We start from the raw sequence: 14,097 nt of genomic DNA on the forward strand, positions 1-14,097 counted from the left end.
TTTTCATGTCATCATTCATTCTGCGCTGTTTGGTCAGCGCCAGCGCCGCTTCATTGCTGATCGGTTGCGCGAGTGCCGAACATCACGAGCAAGCCCCCGAGCCGATTAGCGTCACCGGAACGGCAGGAACGGCACTTACTGTGACACCGCTTGAAACATTCGATAGCGCATGGGCGATGACCTACCTGCCGGACGGGCGTTCGCTTGTCTCCGAAAAGGATGGCAATCTGTGGCTGTTGGGAGCAGACGGTAAGAAGCTCGGAGAAATCGCAAATGTGCCATCCGTTACAGCGCGGGGCCAGGGCGGTCTGGGAGATATAATCGTTCATCCCGACTTCGCCGACAACAGCACCGTTTTTCTGTCCTATGTCGAGCGCGATGCAGAGGATGACAATTTAAGCGGCGCGGCGGTTGAACGGGCAACGCTCAATCTCACGGCTGAAGGCGGCGCTCTGGAGAACCGCGAAGTCATCTGGCGACAAACGCCGAAAATGACTGGCAATGGTCACTATGGGCATCGACTGGCTATCGCGCAGGATGGGCATTTGTTCATTGCGTCCGGCGAACGCCAGAAATTTACGCCAGCCCAAAACATGGCGATGAATCTGGGCAAGGTCGTGCGCATCAATCAGGATGGTTCGGTTCCGGAAGACAACCCGTTCTATGGAAATGGGGCAATGGCGGATCAGATATGGACGCTCGGCCACCGAAATCCGCTCGGAATTGCGTTTGATGGAGAGCAACGTCTCTGGGTCGTGGAGATGGGCCCAAAGGGCGGAGACGAGTTGAACCTGATCGTGCGATCCGAAAATTATGGCTACCCGGAAGTGTCAGAGGGTGATCACTATAGCGGCAAGCCGATCCCGACACATGAAAGCAATCCGATCTTCGAAGATCCGGCCATCGCCTGGGTTCCGGCCATCAGCCCGGCCGGGTTGGTCTTTTATGACGGAGATATGTTCGCAGACTGGAAGGGGAATGCCTTCATAGGTGGCCTGTCTTCACAAGCATTGATCCGCGTATCATTCGAAACGCAGCCGACGGACAATCTTGGCCAGCCACCAAAGGGCGGACAAACCGAGCCAGTGGCAAAGGAAGCGGAACGGTTTGAATGGGGCAAGCGCATTCGTGAAGTTGAGCAAGGTCCTGACGGCGCGCTCTATGTGCTGGAAGACAAGGAGGGCGGTCGCCTCATCCGCCTGACGCCAGCAGAGTAGCGATCGAACAGAAAAAGCCGGACCATACAGGTCCGGCTTTTTACTTGGGAACTACGTGTTGATCAGGCTGTAGCCTTGGCCTTTAGGGACGATACGCGATCAATGGCCGCCTCGGCGTCGCGCATGATGTCGCCCACGATTTCTGCCACTGGCTTCACCTCTTTCACACCGCCTGCTGATTGACCCATCGCGAAACAGGACGTGTCCGGATTGAGTTTCTCTTCATCCGTGATGCCGCCGATGCCGCCGATCACACCCGTCTGGTGGGAATGGATTGCCTGATGCGGGAAGGGCTGGATGTCTTCTGGGCGGCCTTCCCAATCCTTGATGTAATCGTTCGTACGGCAACGCATTGGCTTGCCCGAATAACAACGCGTGCGAGTTGTGTCCGTGTCGCCAGCTCCGACCACGGTGTCCTTATACATCTGAGCGGCATGCGCCTCGGTTGAGGCGATAAAGCGAGTGCCCATCCAGACGCCACAAGCGCCAAGCGACAAGGCCGCTGCGAGGCCGCGCCCGTCATAGATGCCGCCGGCTGCGATCACCGGTATGTTCACGGCTTCCACGGCTTGCGCGACAAGGGGCATGGTGCCGACGAGGCCCGTATGTCCCCCGCCTTCGCCGCCCTGCAGGATCACTGCGTCACATCCAGCCTGTTCGGCCTTGATGGCATGCTTCACAGCGCCGCCGACAACCATGACTTTTACATTGGCTTTCTTGAGCCGCTCCATGATTGGCATGGGCACGCCAAGTCCTGCGATGAAGCTGTCCGCACCATTGTTGATGATGACATCGACGCTTTCTTCCAGGCTTTCGGGGCTCGCGGCCAGCAGGTCGACGCCGAACGGCCTGTCGGTCAGTTCCCGAACGCGCTTCATCTGGCCTTCGATAAAGTCTGGTGTGGTGCCCGCCATGCCCAGCACGCCATAGCCGCCCGCATTGCACATGGCAGCGCAAACCTCCGCATAGGACACGCCGCCCATGCCTGCGAGCATGATCGGATGTTCGATATTGAGCATTTTCGTGAGTGCAGTCTGCAAGGCCATGTTTATGTCTCCCGGATCAGTCTTTTCGGTTTTGAGGGACCGTAAATTGCCGTCCTTGCGTCAACGCAAGGCGGATTGCGCGAGATTGACCGGGCAGGGGGAAATCAATCGCTGCGCCTCATGGCTGATTCGGTCAGCTTCTTCGATTCTGCACAAGATTCGAAGAAATCCTGAGTTTCGCGCGCCTGGTGATAGGAGAAGCGAACGCGCAGATCAGGCCTAAACAATGATGAAGAAGTGCCCGAAACCGCCCGAAATTGCCTCAGCAGGGCGCGAAGTCGCACTAATTCTAGAATAATCGTCCGAACGGGCTGCATTCGCGCCTCAGCTGAAACCATCTTTGCGTCATGGTCGGCAGATGGTAAACCTCTGCCCGGTCATCTTTGGCCTGAAGTAGGGGAAAAGGTATGAAACAACTCCTGATTATTGGTGCGTCTGCGCTTGTTCTGGCTGCCTGTGCAGCGGAAGAAACGACGGCTCCTGAAGAAACCACGACGGTTGAGTCCATCGAAGAAGCTGCGGATGACGCTGCTGAAGCGGTTGACGAAGCTGTCGATGATGCTGGCGAAGCGCTTGAAGAAGCAGGCGACAACGTCGACGCCGCGATGGATGATGCCAGCGAAGCTATGGACGACGCCATGTCCGATGCGGAAGAAGCTGCTGAAGACGCTGCGGACGAAGCAGAAGCAGCTGCCGACGAAGCAGAAGAAGCTACTACGGAAGAGCCAACCGAATAATCGGTTTGTCTTGAACACATAAGAAAAGGGCTGCCTGCGGGCAGCCCTTTTTTGTTTGTCGCGTTCTGGTGCGGATCAGAATTTAGCATACCCCCCATCGACGATCAGCGTGTCGCCGGAATGATACTTCGAGGCGTCTGACGCCAGATAGACGGCGATACCCCCAAAATCCTCCGGTTCTCCCCAACGTCGGATCGGCACGCGGGAGATGACTTTTGTGTTGAACACTTCGTTCGCTTGGCCACCTTCTGTCATATCTGTAGCAATCCAGCCTGGCAGAATGGAGTTTGCCCGGATCAGATAGCGACCATACTCAACCGCAATCGCGTTCATCATGGCAATCAGCCCGCCCTTGGTATGGCCGTAAGCCTGATTGCGGCCTGCGCCTTCAATACCAGCAAGCGAAGCTGTCCCCACCAGACTGCCGCCCGGGTCGCCGGCTTTGGCACGCTTGACCATCGACTTGGCCGCCTCCCGCAATGTAAGAAAGGCGCCTTCAGAATTGATGCGTTGATTGTAGCGCCATGTGTCGAGCGTCATGTCGCCAAAATTTGCCGCGCCGCGTCCGACACCGGCATTGGCGATACAGGTGTCGATGCGGCCAAACTCTTCTTCCGCTTCGGCCATGGCCTTTACGACCTGGTCTTCCTCACCGACATCGACTTGCCAGGCTTTTGCCTTGCCGGTGCCGAGAGCTTCCAGCTTCTTGACGGCTTCGGCGTTATCGTCTGCCTTGCGGCCCCAGATCACAATATCTGCATTCGATGCGGCCAGCGCTTCAGCCATGCCTAGGCCAATGCCCTTGTTCCCGCCGGTTATGACGCAGACCTTACCTGCGAGATTGAAAGGTGCATAAGTCATCTGGTGTCCTCCGCTATGATTTGTCTGATCAGCAGATCAAGCGGGTGACGTAGGGGCGGTCAAGTCTCAGTTTGGTTGAGTGATCGCGAGCCGGGCCGCATGGATGATGCGGCGGGTCTCTTCCCAAAGGTCCAGCTGGTTCAGACGACTTGGGCTCATCCATTCGGCATGTGCGGCATCGTCTCCGGCATTTGGTTCGCCCGAGATCCAGACGGCAGCGTAGTCGAACAGAAGGTAGTGTCGGGTGACGTCACCACTTTGGCGTGATCTGAAGATCGCATCGACCACATCGACCAGAGTAACGATCCGCGCCGTGATACCAGTTTCTTCTTTCAGTTCGCGCAAGGCGGCAACGTCAGCATGTTCTCCGCGCTCGATGCGGCCACCCGGCAGGGACCACTGGCCCTGAAGTGGTTTGGTTCCACGCTGGATCAGCAGAACATCGTCGCCTTTGAAACATACCGTACCCACTGCGGGTGCAACCCTGTTCATAGGAGTGTCGGTCATGCGCTGATGTGACAGAGTGCGCGAAGCTCGCTCAACTGAACTTCAAGGTCGGTCTCGTATCGTGCGAGAGGGTTTCCGGTCCGGCGCTGGATGCGGCTGATCACCGGCATTCGCAGGAGGGGAATTACGGAGGGTTCCGTTCCGACCAGTTTTGCGGCGCCCAACACGTCTTTCTGTTTCAGCGCTGTCATGACTTTATCGAACACGACCGCGCGTTGAATAGACTTTAGTCGGGCAACGTGCGCTGCTGTAACTTCTGCATGCGGATTAGGTTGGCGCAGGGCTTCATTGGCCGTATGGGCCAGCGCATCAAGCGATATGGCGTCAAGCCTGTGCGAAATGGATTGGCCATGCTTGCGATAGAAATACATGACATCCGGGATGCTCATCATGCGCGCGCCTGCTGACAGTAGGCGGACGATAAGGTCGTAATCTTCCCCGATTCGCATGGATTCGTTGTAGCGGATGTTGTTGGTTTCCAACGATGCCCGCCGGATCAGTGGTTTTGCATAGCCGAGCTTACTGCCACGCCCATACATCATGTTTGCCTTGATGTACTCACTCTCCATGATGCGAGCCGGGCGCTCACGCAAATCGCCTTCGAACATGGTCGTGATATTTGGCGGACCATCAGACTGGAATATGGCAAGATTGTCGATCAGGATGTCAGCGTTGGCCTCTTCGGCGGCAAACAGCATGCGCTCCAGACGATCGGGAACGATCAAGTCGTCACTGTCGACAATGGCGATCCAGTCGCCCTTGGCGTCTTCCAGTCCACGATTGCGCACAGGCGCGGGGCCGCCATAACGCGTTCCGCTGACGATGCGCAGGCGAGGGTCAGTGACAGCAATCCGTTCAGCGATCTTCACGCTATTGTCGCTGGAGCCGTCATCGACAAGTATCAGTTCGAGTGCGACCTTGGTTTGGTTCAGCACCGAATGGACTGCGCCAGCGAGGAAGGCCTCACTGTTGTAATTCGCCATGATGACTGAGATCACGGGCTTTGGCGGAATCTCGTACGGCATCGCGGATACCTGCTTTTCCAGTTGGTTACCGGGCATTTTAACGCAAACTCTGTGCCAAAATCGACCAGATTCGACAAAGCCTGCGTTTTCGCGTCACGATGGGGAGACCCAAGGCATTTGTGTCATATGTCTGAGCGAACAACGCACTAAGCCAGAAACCGCAATGTGAGTTTCATCAAGACTGAAGACGGGATTTCCAGAATGGCAAAGCAGACCTCGCGATCCCTCAGCCTCGCCCTACAAGGTGGCGGCGCACATGGTGCTTACACCTGGGGTGTTCTGGACAGGCTGGTTGAAGAGGAATCACTGGAGATTTCTGCGATTACGGCAACTTCGGCTGGGGCCATGAATGCGGTGGCGCTAGCGGCTGGTATGGCGGAAAACGGGGCTCAAGGTGTGAAGGATACGCTGGAAGCGTTGTGGCGCGGCATTTCCCGCTCGGGCCGCAGCTTGACGCCCTATGGTGCGCTCAGCCCCATCGCCTTCGCTTACGCCAGTGCGGTACAGAGCCTCGCCAGCCCGTACGATCTCAATCCGTTCAACATCAACCCATTGCGGGATGTCGTGAAGGACGTGATCGACTTTTCGAAAGTGGATGATTCCGGCATCCAACTGTTTCTGTCGGCGACCAATGTTGAGTCCGGTCACGTCACTGTTTTCGAGGATGGCGATATCTCGCTCGATACAGTGCTCGCCTCTGCCTGCTTGCCTCAGACCTTCCAGGCTGTGGAAATTGATGGCGAGGCCTATTGGGATGGCGGATTCATGGGCAACCCGAGCCTGTTTCCGCTTATCTATTCCGGAGCGCCGCGCGATGTGCTGCTGGTGATGCTGAACCCCATTCGTCGGGATGGCGTCCCGAAACGGGCTGGCGAAATTCAGGACCGTATGAATGAGATCAGCTTCAATGCGGCCCTGATCGGAGAGTTGCGTGCCATCGCCTTTGTCCAGCGTCTGCTGGATGACGGCATGCTTAAGGAGCCGATGCTCAAGAAGTACCGTCGTCTCAATATTCACGCGATCAAGGGTGGGCAGGATCTTCTGGAATTCAGCCTACGTACAAAATATGATACGAGTTGGAGCTTCCTTACAAAACTCAAGGAAATGGGCCGCGCTGCGGCTGAAAGCTGGTTGGCAGAGTGTGGACAAATGATCGGCACGAACCAGACGCATCTGGATTTGCGCAAGGAATTCTTTGAAGGCTAGCTTTGCGTCAGGAACCAGATCCGCGCTGCGCCATAGTCGCGTGTTTGAATAACATCCCACCCTTGCGGCGCGATCATCTCGTCCGATCCGGTCTCGACGACCGCAACAGCCTTCTCGGTCAGCCAGTTGCCAGAAACGAGACACGCCAGAGCCGGTTCGGCGAGGCCCTTGTGATAGGGCGGATCCAGAAAGGCCAGCGTGAAGGGCTGGCCGACGCCGGCGGGCTTCTCGCCCAGATCGGTCGCGGACCTGCGATGCAGGCGCGTGTTCCCGTATAGTCCGAGCGTCTCGATATTGTCGCGGATCGCGCCGCGCGCACCGTGATCGGTCTCGACGAACAGGCAGAAGGCCGCGCCCCGGCTCATCGCCTCCAGGCCCAGCGCGCCGGAGCCTGCGAACAGGTCAATCACGCGGGCGCCTTCCATCTCGGGCGCCCAGTCGGCATGGGCCAGCATGTTAAAGATGGACTCGCGCGCGCGATCCCCGGTCGGCCGCGTACCCTGTCCCTTTGGCGCAGCAATGGCGCGTCCCTTGTGCTGTCCGGCAATAATGCGCATTCGACAAGCCATCCCTTTACTTTGGGCCCGTGTAAGGCGATCCCATTCTCATGACAATTCCTTCTGATCCGATGACCCGCGCGCTGGAGCTGGCGCGGCAGGCTGCTGAGGCCGGTGAAGTGCCGGTCGGCGCTGTGGTCGTGGATCCGGAGACGGGCGCTATTGTGGGCGAGGGGGCCAATTGCCCGATTGCCGGGCATGATCCGACGGCGCATGCTGAAATCATTGCCTTGCGCGCAGCGGCGGCGGCCAGGGGGAATTACCGGCTGACCGGTTTGCATCTCTATGTGACACTGGAGCCGTGCGCGATGTGCGCCGGGGCGATCAGCTTTGCCCGTATCGGCAAGCTCGTATTCGCAGCGTGTGATCCAAAGGGCGGCGCGGTGATTCATGGCGCGCGCTTCTTCGAACAGCCGACCTGTCATTGGCGGCCGGACGTGGAGCAGGACGAGGCGACGGGTGAGTTGGCCAGCGCCCTGCTGAAAGACTTCTTCCGCGCTCGGCGGGGCTGAGGCTGGATAATTTAGAGGGTGTGAGCGAGGCATGACAGAACCGGGTCACGAGATACTCATCAAGGATGCGGTCGTCTTCCTATTTGCCGCGGGTGTCGTCGTACCCGTGTTCCGGTATCTCAAACTGCCCGCCGTGGTCGGCTTCATGCTGTCCGGCATTGCGCTCGGCCCGTATGCGTTGGGCCAGTTGGCGCATCAGTACCACTTCCTCGAATACTTTTCGATTTCAGAACCTGAAGCCGCTGCGCCGTTTGCTGAGCTTGGCGTGCTGTTCCTCTTGTTCCTGCTGGGCTTGGAATTTTCGTTCGAAAAACTCTGGGGACTAAGGCGCGCTGTGTTTGGCGCAGGCGGTTTGCAGGCCGGGGTCAGTGCGCTCGCCATAGGCCTGATCGCCTGGCAGGTGGGGCTGCCAGCAGAAGCGGCCATCATCTGCGGTCTTGCGCTCGCACTTTCGTCCACTGCCATCGTCATGCAGTTGCTGATCGAGCAGAAACAGGCGGCCCAGCCGGTCGGACGCGCCGCGCTGGCGGTTCTGCTGTTTCAGGACATTCTCGTCGCGCCAATCCTGATCTTCGTGGGCTTCGTGAACATCGAAGCGGGTACGAACCTTACTGCCGTCCTTCTGGAAGCATTGGTCAATGGCGTCATCGCAATTGTGGCGATCATGATCATCGGTCGTTTCGGATTGCGCCGCATGTTCAGTCTCGCCGCTGCTGCCGGGGGACGAGACTTCCTGATGGCGTTGACCTTGCTGACTGTGGTCGGGGCAGCGGCCATTACCGCGACGGCTGGTCTGTCGCTTGCGCTTGGGGCGTTCCTTGCGGGGCTGTTGCTGGGCGAGACAGAGTTCAAGCACCAGACCGAAGTGGACCTTGAGCCATTCAAGGGCATCCTGCTTGGCCTGTTCTTCATGACGGTCGGCATGGGTCTCGACTTGCCGTCGATCCTGTCCCAGCCTTGGGTGATCCTGGCTGGACTGGGCGCATTGCTGTTGCTGAAACTGTTTATCGGATTTGGTGCCCTGCGCCTTTTTGCTGGCAAGACGCCGATGTCGATCGAGGCGGCATTTCTTCTCGCGCCTGCGGGGGAATTTGCCTTTGTCGTGATTGCGGCAGCAACGGCTGTTGGTGCGTTGGCGCCCGAGCCCGGAGGGATGATGGCCGCGATTGCGGGCCTTTCCATGCTGTTGATCCCGATCCTGGGCAAGGTCGGTACGTTCATTGCGGATCGCCTGAGAGCGCAGGAACCGGCGCACACGCTGGAGGAAGACTTCTCTGACCTTGAGGGCCACGTCATCATTGCGGGCTTTGGCCGGGTAGGGCATGCGGTTGCCCGCATTCTGGCGGCGGAAGAGGCTGATGTGGTGGCGCTGGAACGCAGCGCGGTCAACGTCTCCCGCGCCCGAAACGCTGGCTGGCGTGCCTATCTGGGCGATGCGGCTCGCCAGGAAATCCTTCACAGCGCAGGCGCAGATGGCGCGCGCCTCTTCGTCGTCACCGTGGATGATGTGAGCGCCGCTGAGGGTATGGTGCGCGCATTCCACAAATTGCGGCCGGAAGTGCCAATCATTGCCCGCGCGCGGGACCACGAGCATGCCCAGCGCTTGATCGACGCCGGGGCCAAGGAAGTTATTCCGGATGCGGTCGAATCCGGCCTGCAAATGGCCGGGCGCACACTTCATGAGTTCGGCTATAATGATGAGACGATCCGTGACCGGTTGGCTGCGGAACGTGATGAGGAATATCACCGCATCGGAACCTGATGGTCTGCTACAGCCATCCCGCCGTTTCGGCGATCAACCAAATTCCAAGCGCGAGGAATAACAGTGCCGCGAGCCGCCTGACGACGCTGAGGGGCACGCGCCGGATTACCGCTTCGCCAAAATAAACCGCTGGCACATTGGCCAGCATCATTCCGACTGTCGTGCCGAGCGTGACCAGCGCAACTTGCTCAAACTGGGCGCCTAGCGCGATTGTCGCCACCTGCGTCTTGTCACCCATCTCCACCAGGAAAAAGGTGATCAGTGTCGTGAGGAAGGCGCCGTTTCGCATGCGAGGGCGCTCATCTTCGTCCAGCTTGTCGGGGATCAGCGTCCAGGCCGCCATCAACAGGAAAGATGCGGCTATCAGATACCGAAACCAGTCTCCTTCAAGAAATGCGGCGGCTTGCGATCCGATCAGTGCTGCGAGAAAGTGATTTGCGATTGTGGCAGCGAATATCCCGGCAATAATCGCGAGCGGCTTTCGAAATTGCACAGCCAGCAGGATGGCGAGTAATTGTGTTTTGTCGCCGATTTCCGCGAGCGCGACCACGAGTGTGGAGGTGAGAAGGGCTTCCATGAATGGCGGTCTCCAGGCCGGGCAATACTAACGCAATGACACCAGCTTCCCGTGCCCGGCCCGAGCAGGAAAGCGGCGTCATTGGTCTCGCCCGAACGGTTGCCCGCTCCCTTCGCGCCACGACCTGTTGGCCGAGTATGTTGACGCGGAGGCCCGATCATCAGACCGGCTGGCTACTCCCCAAGTGACGGGGCTCTCGTATCGCCTGCTCAGGTGGAAGGCAAGCGCGGCAGAATATCCTCCACCGTTTCCAGAATAAGCGACCGCAACCAGGACAAGGCAGCATCCTCAGAATTCTCTCGCCGCCAGTAGAGTTCGCTGTCCAGCGGCGGGAACACGCCTGGCAATTCATGAGTCACCAAACCCGGTGCCGGGGCCATCAGTGCCGGCAGGGTGAGCGCCAGATCGGTCTGACGCACAATCTCCATCGCGGGCATGTAATGGGGCAGTCGCATGACAGGCGTGATGCGGGCGCCATGCGTCCGCGCGACCTCCTCAACGTAGGAGCGGCCCTCCCGGCGACTGGACACGACAACATGGCGAAGCTCCAGATAGGTTTCAAAACTCATCTCTGTGCCAGCCTGCGGATGGTCTTCCGAGACGACGCACACATAGGGCGTCGTCATCAATTGCTCGCGTTCGAGGTCAGTGCCGCGAATGCCAGGCACATCGATCGCCAGGTCCAGGCGACCTGAGGCGAGTTCGGAAGAGATTGCCCCGCGATTGAGTTGTGTCCAAGCGATCCGAACCCCAGGCGCATCGGCTTGCAGGCGTTGGGCAAGGCGAGGCGCGATCATGAACGCGCCTGCATCCCGCGCCGAGATGTTGAACACACGCGTTGACCGGGAAGGCTCGAACGCCGATCGGGGCTCTAGCCCGGCGCGCAATCTGTCCAGCGCGTCGCGTACAGCGGGCATCAGCGCTTCGGCCATTGCGGTTGGCTTCACGCCGTGCCCTTCGCGCACAAACAGCGGATCCTCGAAATGCGTGCGCAGCCGCGCCAGGGCATTGCTGACGGCCGGTTGGGTGATGTGCAGGAATTCGCTCGCCCGTGTCAGGCTGCGTTCAGTGTAGACAGCCTCCAGTACGGGCAGCAGGTTCAGGTCTAGCGATCTGAGGTTCATGGCGCGCTCCAACTCATCACCAGTGGTGATGTGAAGTCTTCATATAATAAATTTCCCGAATGATCGAGCGCGCGTTATCGTCACCGCCAGAATAGAGGTGGTGAATGAACGCGGCGAGAACGCCCACACAATTGGAAAGCCTGTGCGCGGCGGCTCTAGAGCCAGCCCGCGGCGCGAATCAGCAGCACCACGCCCACAGCCGTCACAAGATACTTCATACCGCGTTTGAAGTTCACATCGCTCATCCGGTCCAGCACCTTGCCGCCCAAAGTCGTGCCCAGCATGGAGAGCGGCACCGCCGCAAGGATCAGCCAGGCTGGCGGCAGCATCTTGATGCCGGACGCCATGATGACGGGTACACTCCAGAAGATGATCTTCACAAAATGCGCCAGGACCTGCGTCACGGCCTTTGTCGCAACGATCTGATGGCGCGTCATCGCCGTGTTCACGAAGAACTGGTCCATCAGTGGCCCGGCAACCCCGGCGACGGTGTTCAGCGCCTGCACGACAAATCCGGCACCCTCGGCCTGGAACCGTTTCTGGATATTGAGATCCGCGACCGATTTCGGCAGCCATACCAGCAGGGTCACGAGACCCAGCATCAGGTAGACCATCTGCTTGTCCGGTCGCCAGCTCAGCGCGAAGAGCAATCCAATCGCCGCGACCGAGCCGAGCGCGTAGCGCCGGAAAATGGTCCAGTCGATATGCTCTCGCCAAAGATAGGCCCGGTAGCCATTCGCCACCATTTGCACGGTGCCGTGTATGATCATGGCGGTGGCCACGGGAACCAGCGCAGCCAGCACACCCATGAAGATGATGCCGCCAGCCATGCCAAATATGCCCGACAGGAAACTCGTGGCCAACACAGTGACGAGAATGATGGCGGCAGATATCGGGCTCATGGTGCCGACCTAGACCCGTTTGTCGGAAAACGCGACCCCGGACGCAGGTGGGCAGCCACCGACACAAAACATTTCATAGAAACAATTTGCGGTGCTGCAGCCGCAAGGCGTACCATTCCCCCAATAACACAGTCTGAGAGGAGACACCGAAATGGCGGATACTGAAACGTCCATGGACGTCCAGAATGACCTGAATGATCTGCGCATGTCGGATGCGGCCGTGCCGCTTTACGAGCATGTGAAGACCTTCATTCGTGACGTCGTCAACCCAATGAGCGAGGAATTTCATCGCCTCGGCGAAGGCAAGACCGACATCTGGTCCTATGCACCCGGCCAGTTGGAAGCGCTGGAAAAGGCCAAGGACGAGGCCAAGAAACAGGGCCTCTGGAATTTCTTCCTGCCCGACGCCGAAACCGGCGAAGGCCTGAAGAACCTTGACTATGCCTATATCGCGGCAGAGCTGGGCAAGAACCCGCTGGCGTCAGAGACGATGAACTGCTCCGCGCCGGATACCGGCAATATGGAAGTTCTGGAGCGTGTCGGCACGCCGGAACAGAAAGAGCGCTGGCTGAAGCCATTGCTGAATGGTGAGATCCGTTCCGCCTTCGCGATGACAGAACCAGCCCTGCCATCATCCGACGCCAAGAACGTGTCCATGAGCGCCGTTCTGGAAGGTGATGAATGGGTCATCAATGGCGAGAAATTCTATATTTCCGGCGCTGGCGACCCGCGCTGCAAGATCATGATCTGTATGGTGAAGACCAGCCCGGACGCAGAGCCGAACAAGCAGCAAAGCCAAATCCTCGTGCCGTTGCCGCATCCGGGTGTTACGATCCTCGGCCCGATGCACGTCTTCGGTGATCCGGACGCGCCGCATGGCCACATGCACATCCGTTTTGAAAACGTTCGTGTGCCAAAGGAAAACATTCTGCTCGGCGAAGGGCGCGGCTTCGAAATTTCCCAGCTGCGTCTGGGGCCAGGCCGCATCCACCACTGCATGCGTTCGCTCGGCGCAGCCGAAAAGGCGCTGGACATGATGGTTGTGCGCGGCATGACCCGTCAGGCCTTCGGCCGTGACCTGATCAAGCTGGGCGGCAACATCGAGAAAGTTTCTCGCGCACGTATCGAGATTGAATCCATGCGCATGATGGTGCTGAAAGCTGCCAAGGCGATGGACGTTCTGGGCAACAAGGAAGCCCGCGTCTGGATTTCCATGGTCAAGGCGATGGTGCCGGAGCGCGTGTGCGCCATCATCGATGATGCCATCCAGATGCACGGCGCTGCCGGTGTGTCGCAATGGACGCCGCTGGCGCGCATGTATGCCAATCAGCGGACCCTGCGTCTCGCGGACGGCCCGGACGAAGTGCACCACATGGTCGTCGGCCGCGCCGAAACCCGCAAATACACGGGCGAAGAAGAAGATCCGGCGATGGCCGCTGTCTGGCGGAAGTAAGCCCGACGCAATTTGAATTGATGGGCGCGGTTCCTTGCGGGACCGCGCCTTTCTTGTATGCGGGTGGATGATCGTCGCTATCTAGCCCAAATTCGTCTAGCATTGTCCTCTTGGTAGGGAGGACGCCATGATAAGACTGTCGAAAATAATGCTCATCGTGTTTGTCGGGCTACAGGGCCTGTTTTACGCGCTCAACAACATCGTGAACTTTGGGGCCGCGAAGGGATTCGTTCAGGGCGTCCTGCCAATGGAAGGGAATGAGGCCTATCCAAATGCGTTCGGGCCAGGAATTTCATCACCCGCTCTCATCACAATTATCCTGTGTTTCATAATTGTCGGAGAATTGCTCGTGGCCGCCTTCTCGCTGAGAGGGGCGTTCGACATGGTCCGCGTGCGTAGTGGATCGGCTGAGCGATTCAACGATGCGAAAACTTGGGCGATCATGGGCTGTGTCATGGCGCTGCTCGTCTGGTTTGGGCTGTTCATGGTGATTGGCGGTGCGTACTTCCAGATGTGGCAGACCCCGCTGGGCGCCGCCGCGCAGGGAGGCGCTTTCCAATATGCCATCTCCAGCGGTATCGTTCTCTTGTTCGTGAACGCGCCGGACTGAC

15 protein-coding genes and 1 riboswitch are annotated in these 14,097 nt (G+C 58.7%); of the genes, 7 read left to right on the forward strand and 8 right to left on the reverse strand.

Annotation, left to right across the window (positions count from 1 at the left end; genetic code table 11):
* Nucleotides 1-5 precede the first annotated feature (5 nt).
* Entirely contained in the window at nucleotides 6-1,217 is a 1,212-nt protein-coding gene (locus tag HY36_RS11800; RefSeq protein ID WP_035552991.1) for a PQQ-dependent sugar dehydrogenase, read from the forward strand.
* A 62-nt stretch (nucleotides 1,218-1,279) separates the two neighbouring features.
* Here the strand turns inward: HY36_RS11800 and HY36_RS11805 are convergent, their stop codons facing one another.
* On the reverse strand, nucleotides 1,280-2,263 hold the full coding sequence (locus HY36_RS11805) for an NAD(P)H-dependent flavin oxidoreductase (RefSeq protein WP_035552994.1): 984 nt from the start codon (nucleotides 2,261-2,263) through the stop codon (nucleotides 1,280-1,282).
* A gap of 407 nt (nucleotides 2,264-2,670) precedes the next feature.
* Between HY36_RS11805 and HY36_RS11810 the strand changes: the two genes are divergently transcribed.
* Nucleotides 2,671-3,000, forward strand: a complete 330-nt coding sequence (locus HY36_RS11810) for a hypothetical protein (protein WP_035552996.1) — start codon at nucleotides 2,671-2,673, stop codon at nucleotides 2,998-3,000.
* A 75-nt stretch (nucleotides 3,001-3,075) separates the two neighbouring features.
* Here HY36_RS11810 and HY36_RS11815 read toward each other — a convergent pair whose 3' ends face one another.
* The 3 genes from HY36_RS11815 to HY36_RS11825 form a co-directional block, all read right to left on the reverse strand.
* A complete protein-coding gene (locus HY36_RS11815; RefSeq protein ID WP_035552998.1) occupies nucleotides 3,076-3,861 on the reverse strand; it encodes an SDR family NAD(P)-dependent oxidoreductase in 786 nt (261 codons plus the stop codon).
* Nucleotides 3,862-3,927: 66 nt separating this feature from the next.
* Nucleotides 3,928-4,368 carry an NUDIX hydrolase gene (locus tag HY36_RS11820; RefSeq protein ID WP_206741194.1) on the reverse strand — a complete coding sequence of 147 codons (441 nt, stop codon included), beginning with the start codon at nucleotides 4,366-4,368 and terminating at the stop codon, nucleotides 3,928-3,930.
* Nucleotides 4,365-5,429, reverse strand: coding sequence for a glycosyltransferase family 2 protein (locus tag HY36_RS11825; RefSeq protein ID WP_051602752.1), 1,065 nt, complete (start codon nucleotides 5,427-5,429; stop codon nucleotides 4,365-4,367). Before HY36_RS11825 ends, HY36_RS11820 begins: the two co-directional genes overlap by 4 nt.
* Before the next feature lie 165 nt (nucleotides 5,430-5,594).
* Here HY36_RS11825 and HY36_RS11830 point away from each other — a divergent pair, with 165 nt between their 5' ends.
* Nucleotides 5,595-6,599, forward strand: a complete 1,005-nt coding sequence (locus tag HY36_RS11830) for a patatin-like phospholipase family protein (protein ID WP_035553003.1) — start codon at nucleotides 5,595-5,597, stop codon at nucleotides 6,597-6,599.
* On the opposite strand, the gene rsmD is transcribed toward HY36_RS11830, so the two are convergent.
* Nucleotides 6,596-7,156: a 16S rRNA (guanine(966)-N(2))-methyltransferase RsmD gene (gene rsmD, locus HY36_RS11835; RefSeq protein ID WP_035553006.1), complete on the reverse strand. Its 561-nt coding sequence runs from the start codon at nucleotides 7,154-7,156 to the stop codon at nucleotides 6,596-6,598. The two genes, HY36_RS11830 and rsmD, sit on opposite strands and share 4 nt — an antisense overlap.
* A gap of 50 nt (nucleotides 7,157-7,206) precedes the next feature.
* On the opposite strand from rsmD, the gene HY36_RS11840 reads away from it, so the two are divergent.
* Both HY36_RS11840 and HY36_RS11845 read left to right on the forward strand, forming a co-directional pair.
* Nucleotides 7,207-7,668 (forward strand): nucleoside deaminase, encoded by a 462-nt coding sequence (locus HY36_RS11840; protein WP_035553009.1) that lies wholly within the window; start codon nucleotides 7,207-7,209, stop codon nucleotides 7,666-7,668.
* 31 nt (nucleotides 7,669-7,699) lie between these two features.
* Nucleotides 7,700-9,430 carry a cation:proton antiporter gene (locus HY36_RS11845; protein ID WP_035553013.1) on the forward strand — a complete coding sequence of 577 codons (1,731 nt, stop codon included), beginning with the start codon at nucleotides 7,700-7,702 and terminating at the stop codon, nucleotides 9,428-9,430.
* A gap of 7 nt (nucleotides 9,431-9,437) precedes the next feature.
* On the opposite strand, the gene HY36_RS11850 is transcribed toward HY36_RS11845, so the two are convergent.
* The 3 genes from HY36_RS11850 to HY36_RS11860 all read right to left on the reverse strand — a co-directional run bounded on the left by HY36_RS11850 (nucleotide 9,438) and on the right by HY36_RS11860 (nucleotide 12,033).
* Nucleotides 9,438-10,007 carry a TMEM165/GDT1 family protein gene (locus HY36_RS11850; RefSeq protein ID WP_035553016.1) on the reverse strand — a complete coding sequence of 190 codons (570 nt, stop codon included), beginning with the start codon at nucleotides 10,005-10,007 and terminating at the stop codon, nucleotides 9,438-9,440.
* A 4-nt stretch (nucleotides 10,008-10,011) separates the two neighbouring features.
* Nucleotides 10,012-10,202: riboswitch (yybP-ykoY riboswitch) on the reverse strand.
* Between the two features lie 14 nt (nucleotides 10,203-10,216).
* Nucleotides 10,217-11,131 (reverse strand): LysR family transcriptional regulator, encoded by a 915-nt coding sequence (locus tag HY36_RS11855; RefSeq protein WP_035553363.1) that lies wholly within the window; start codon nucleotides 11,129-11,131, stop codon nucleotides 10,217-10,219.
* 155 nt (nucleotides 11,132-11,286) lie between these two features.
* On the reverse strand, nucleotides 11,287-12,033 hold the full coding sequence (locus HY36_RS11860; protein WP_035553018.1) for a sulfite exporter TauE/SafE family protein: 747 nt from the start codon (nucleotides 12,031-12,033) through the stop codon (nucleotides 11,287-11,289).
* Between the two features lie 151 nt (nucleotides 12,034-12,184).
* On the opposite strand from HY36_RS11860, the gene HY36_RS11865 reads away from it, so the two are divergent.
* Entirely contained in the window at nucleotides 12,185-13,486 is a 1,302-nt protein-coding gene (locus tag HY36_RS11865) for an acyl-CoA dehydrogenase family protein (protein WP_035553019.1), read from the forward strand.
* 127 nt (nucleotides 13,487-13,613) lie between these two features.
* On the forward strand, nucleotides 13,614-14,096 hold the full coding sequence (locus HY36_RS17865; RefSeq protein WP_081806172.1) for a DUF2165 family protein: 483 nt from the start codon (nucleotides 13,614-13,616) through the stop codon (nucleotides 14,094-14,096).
* Nucleotide 14,097 lies beyond the last annotated feature (1 nt).

The sequence above is a fragment of the Hyphomonas atlantica corrig. genome, assembly GCF_000682715.1.
Classification (GTDB): Bacteria; Pseudomonadota; Alphaproteobacteria; order Caulobacterales; family Hyphomonadaceae; genus Hyphomonas; species Hyphomonas atlantica.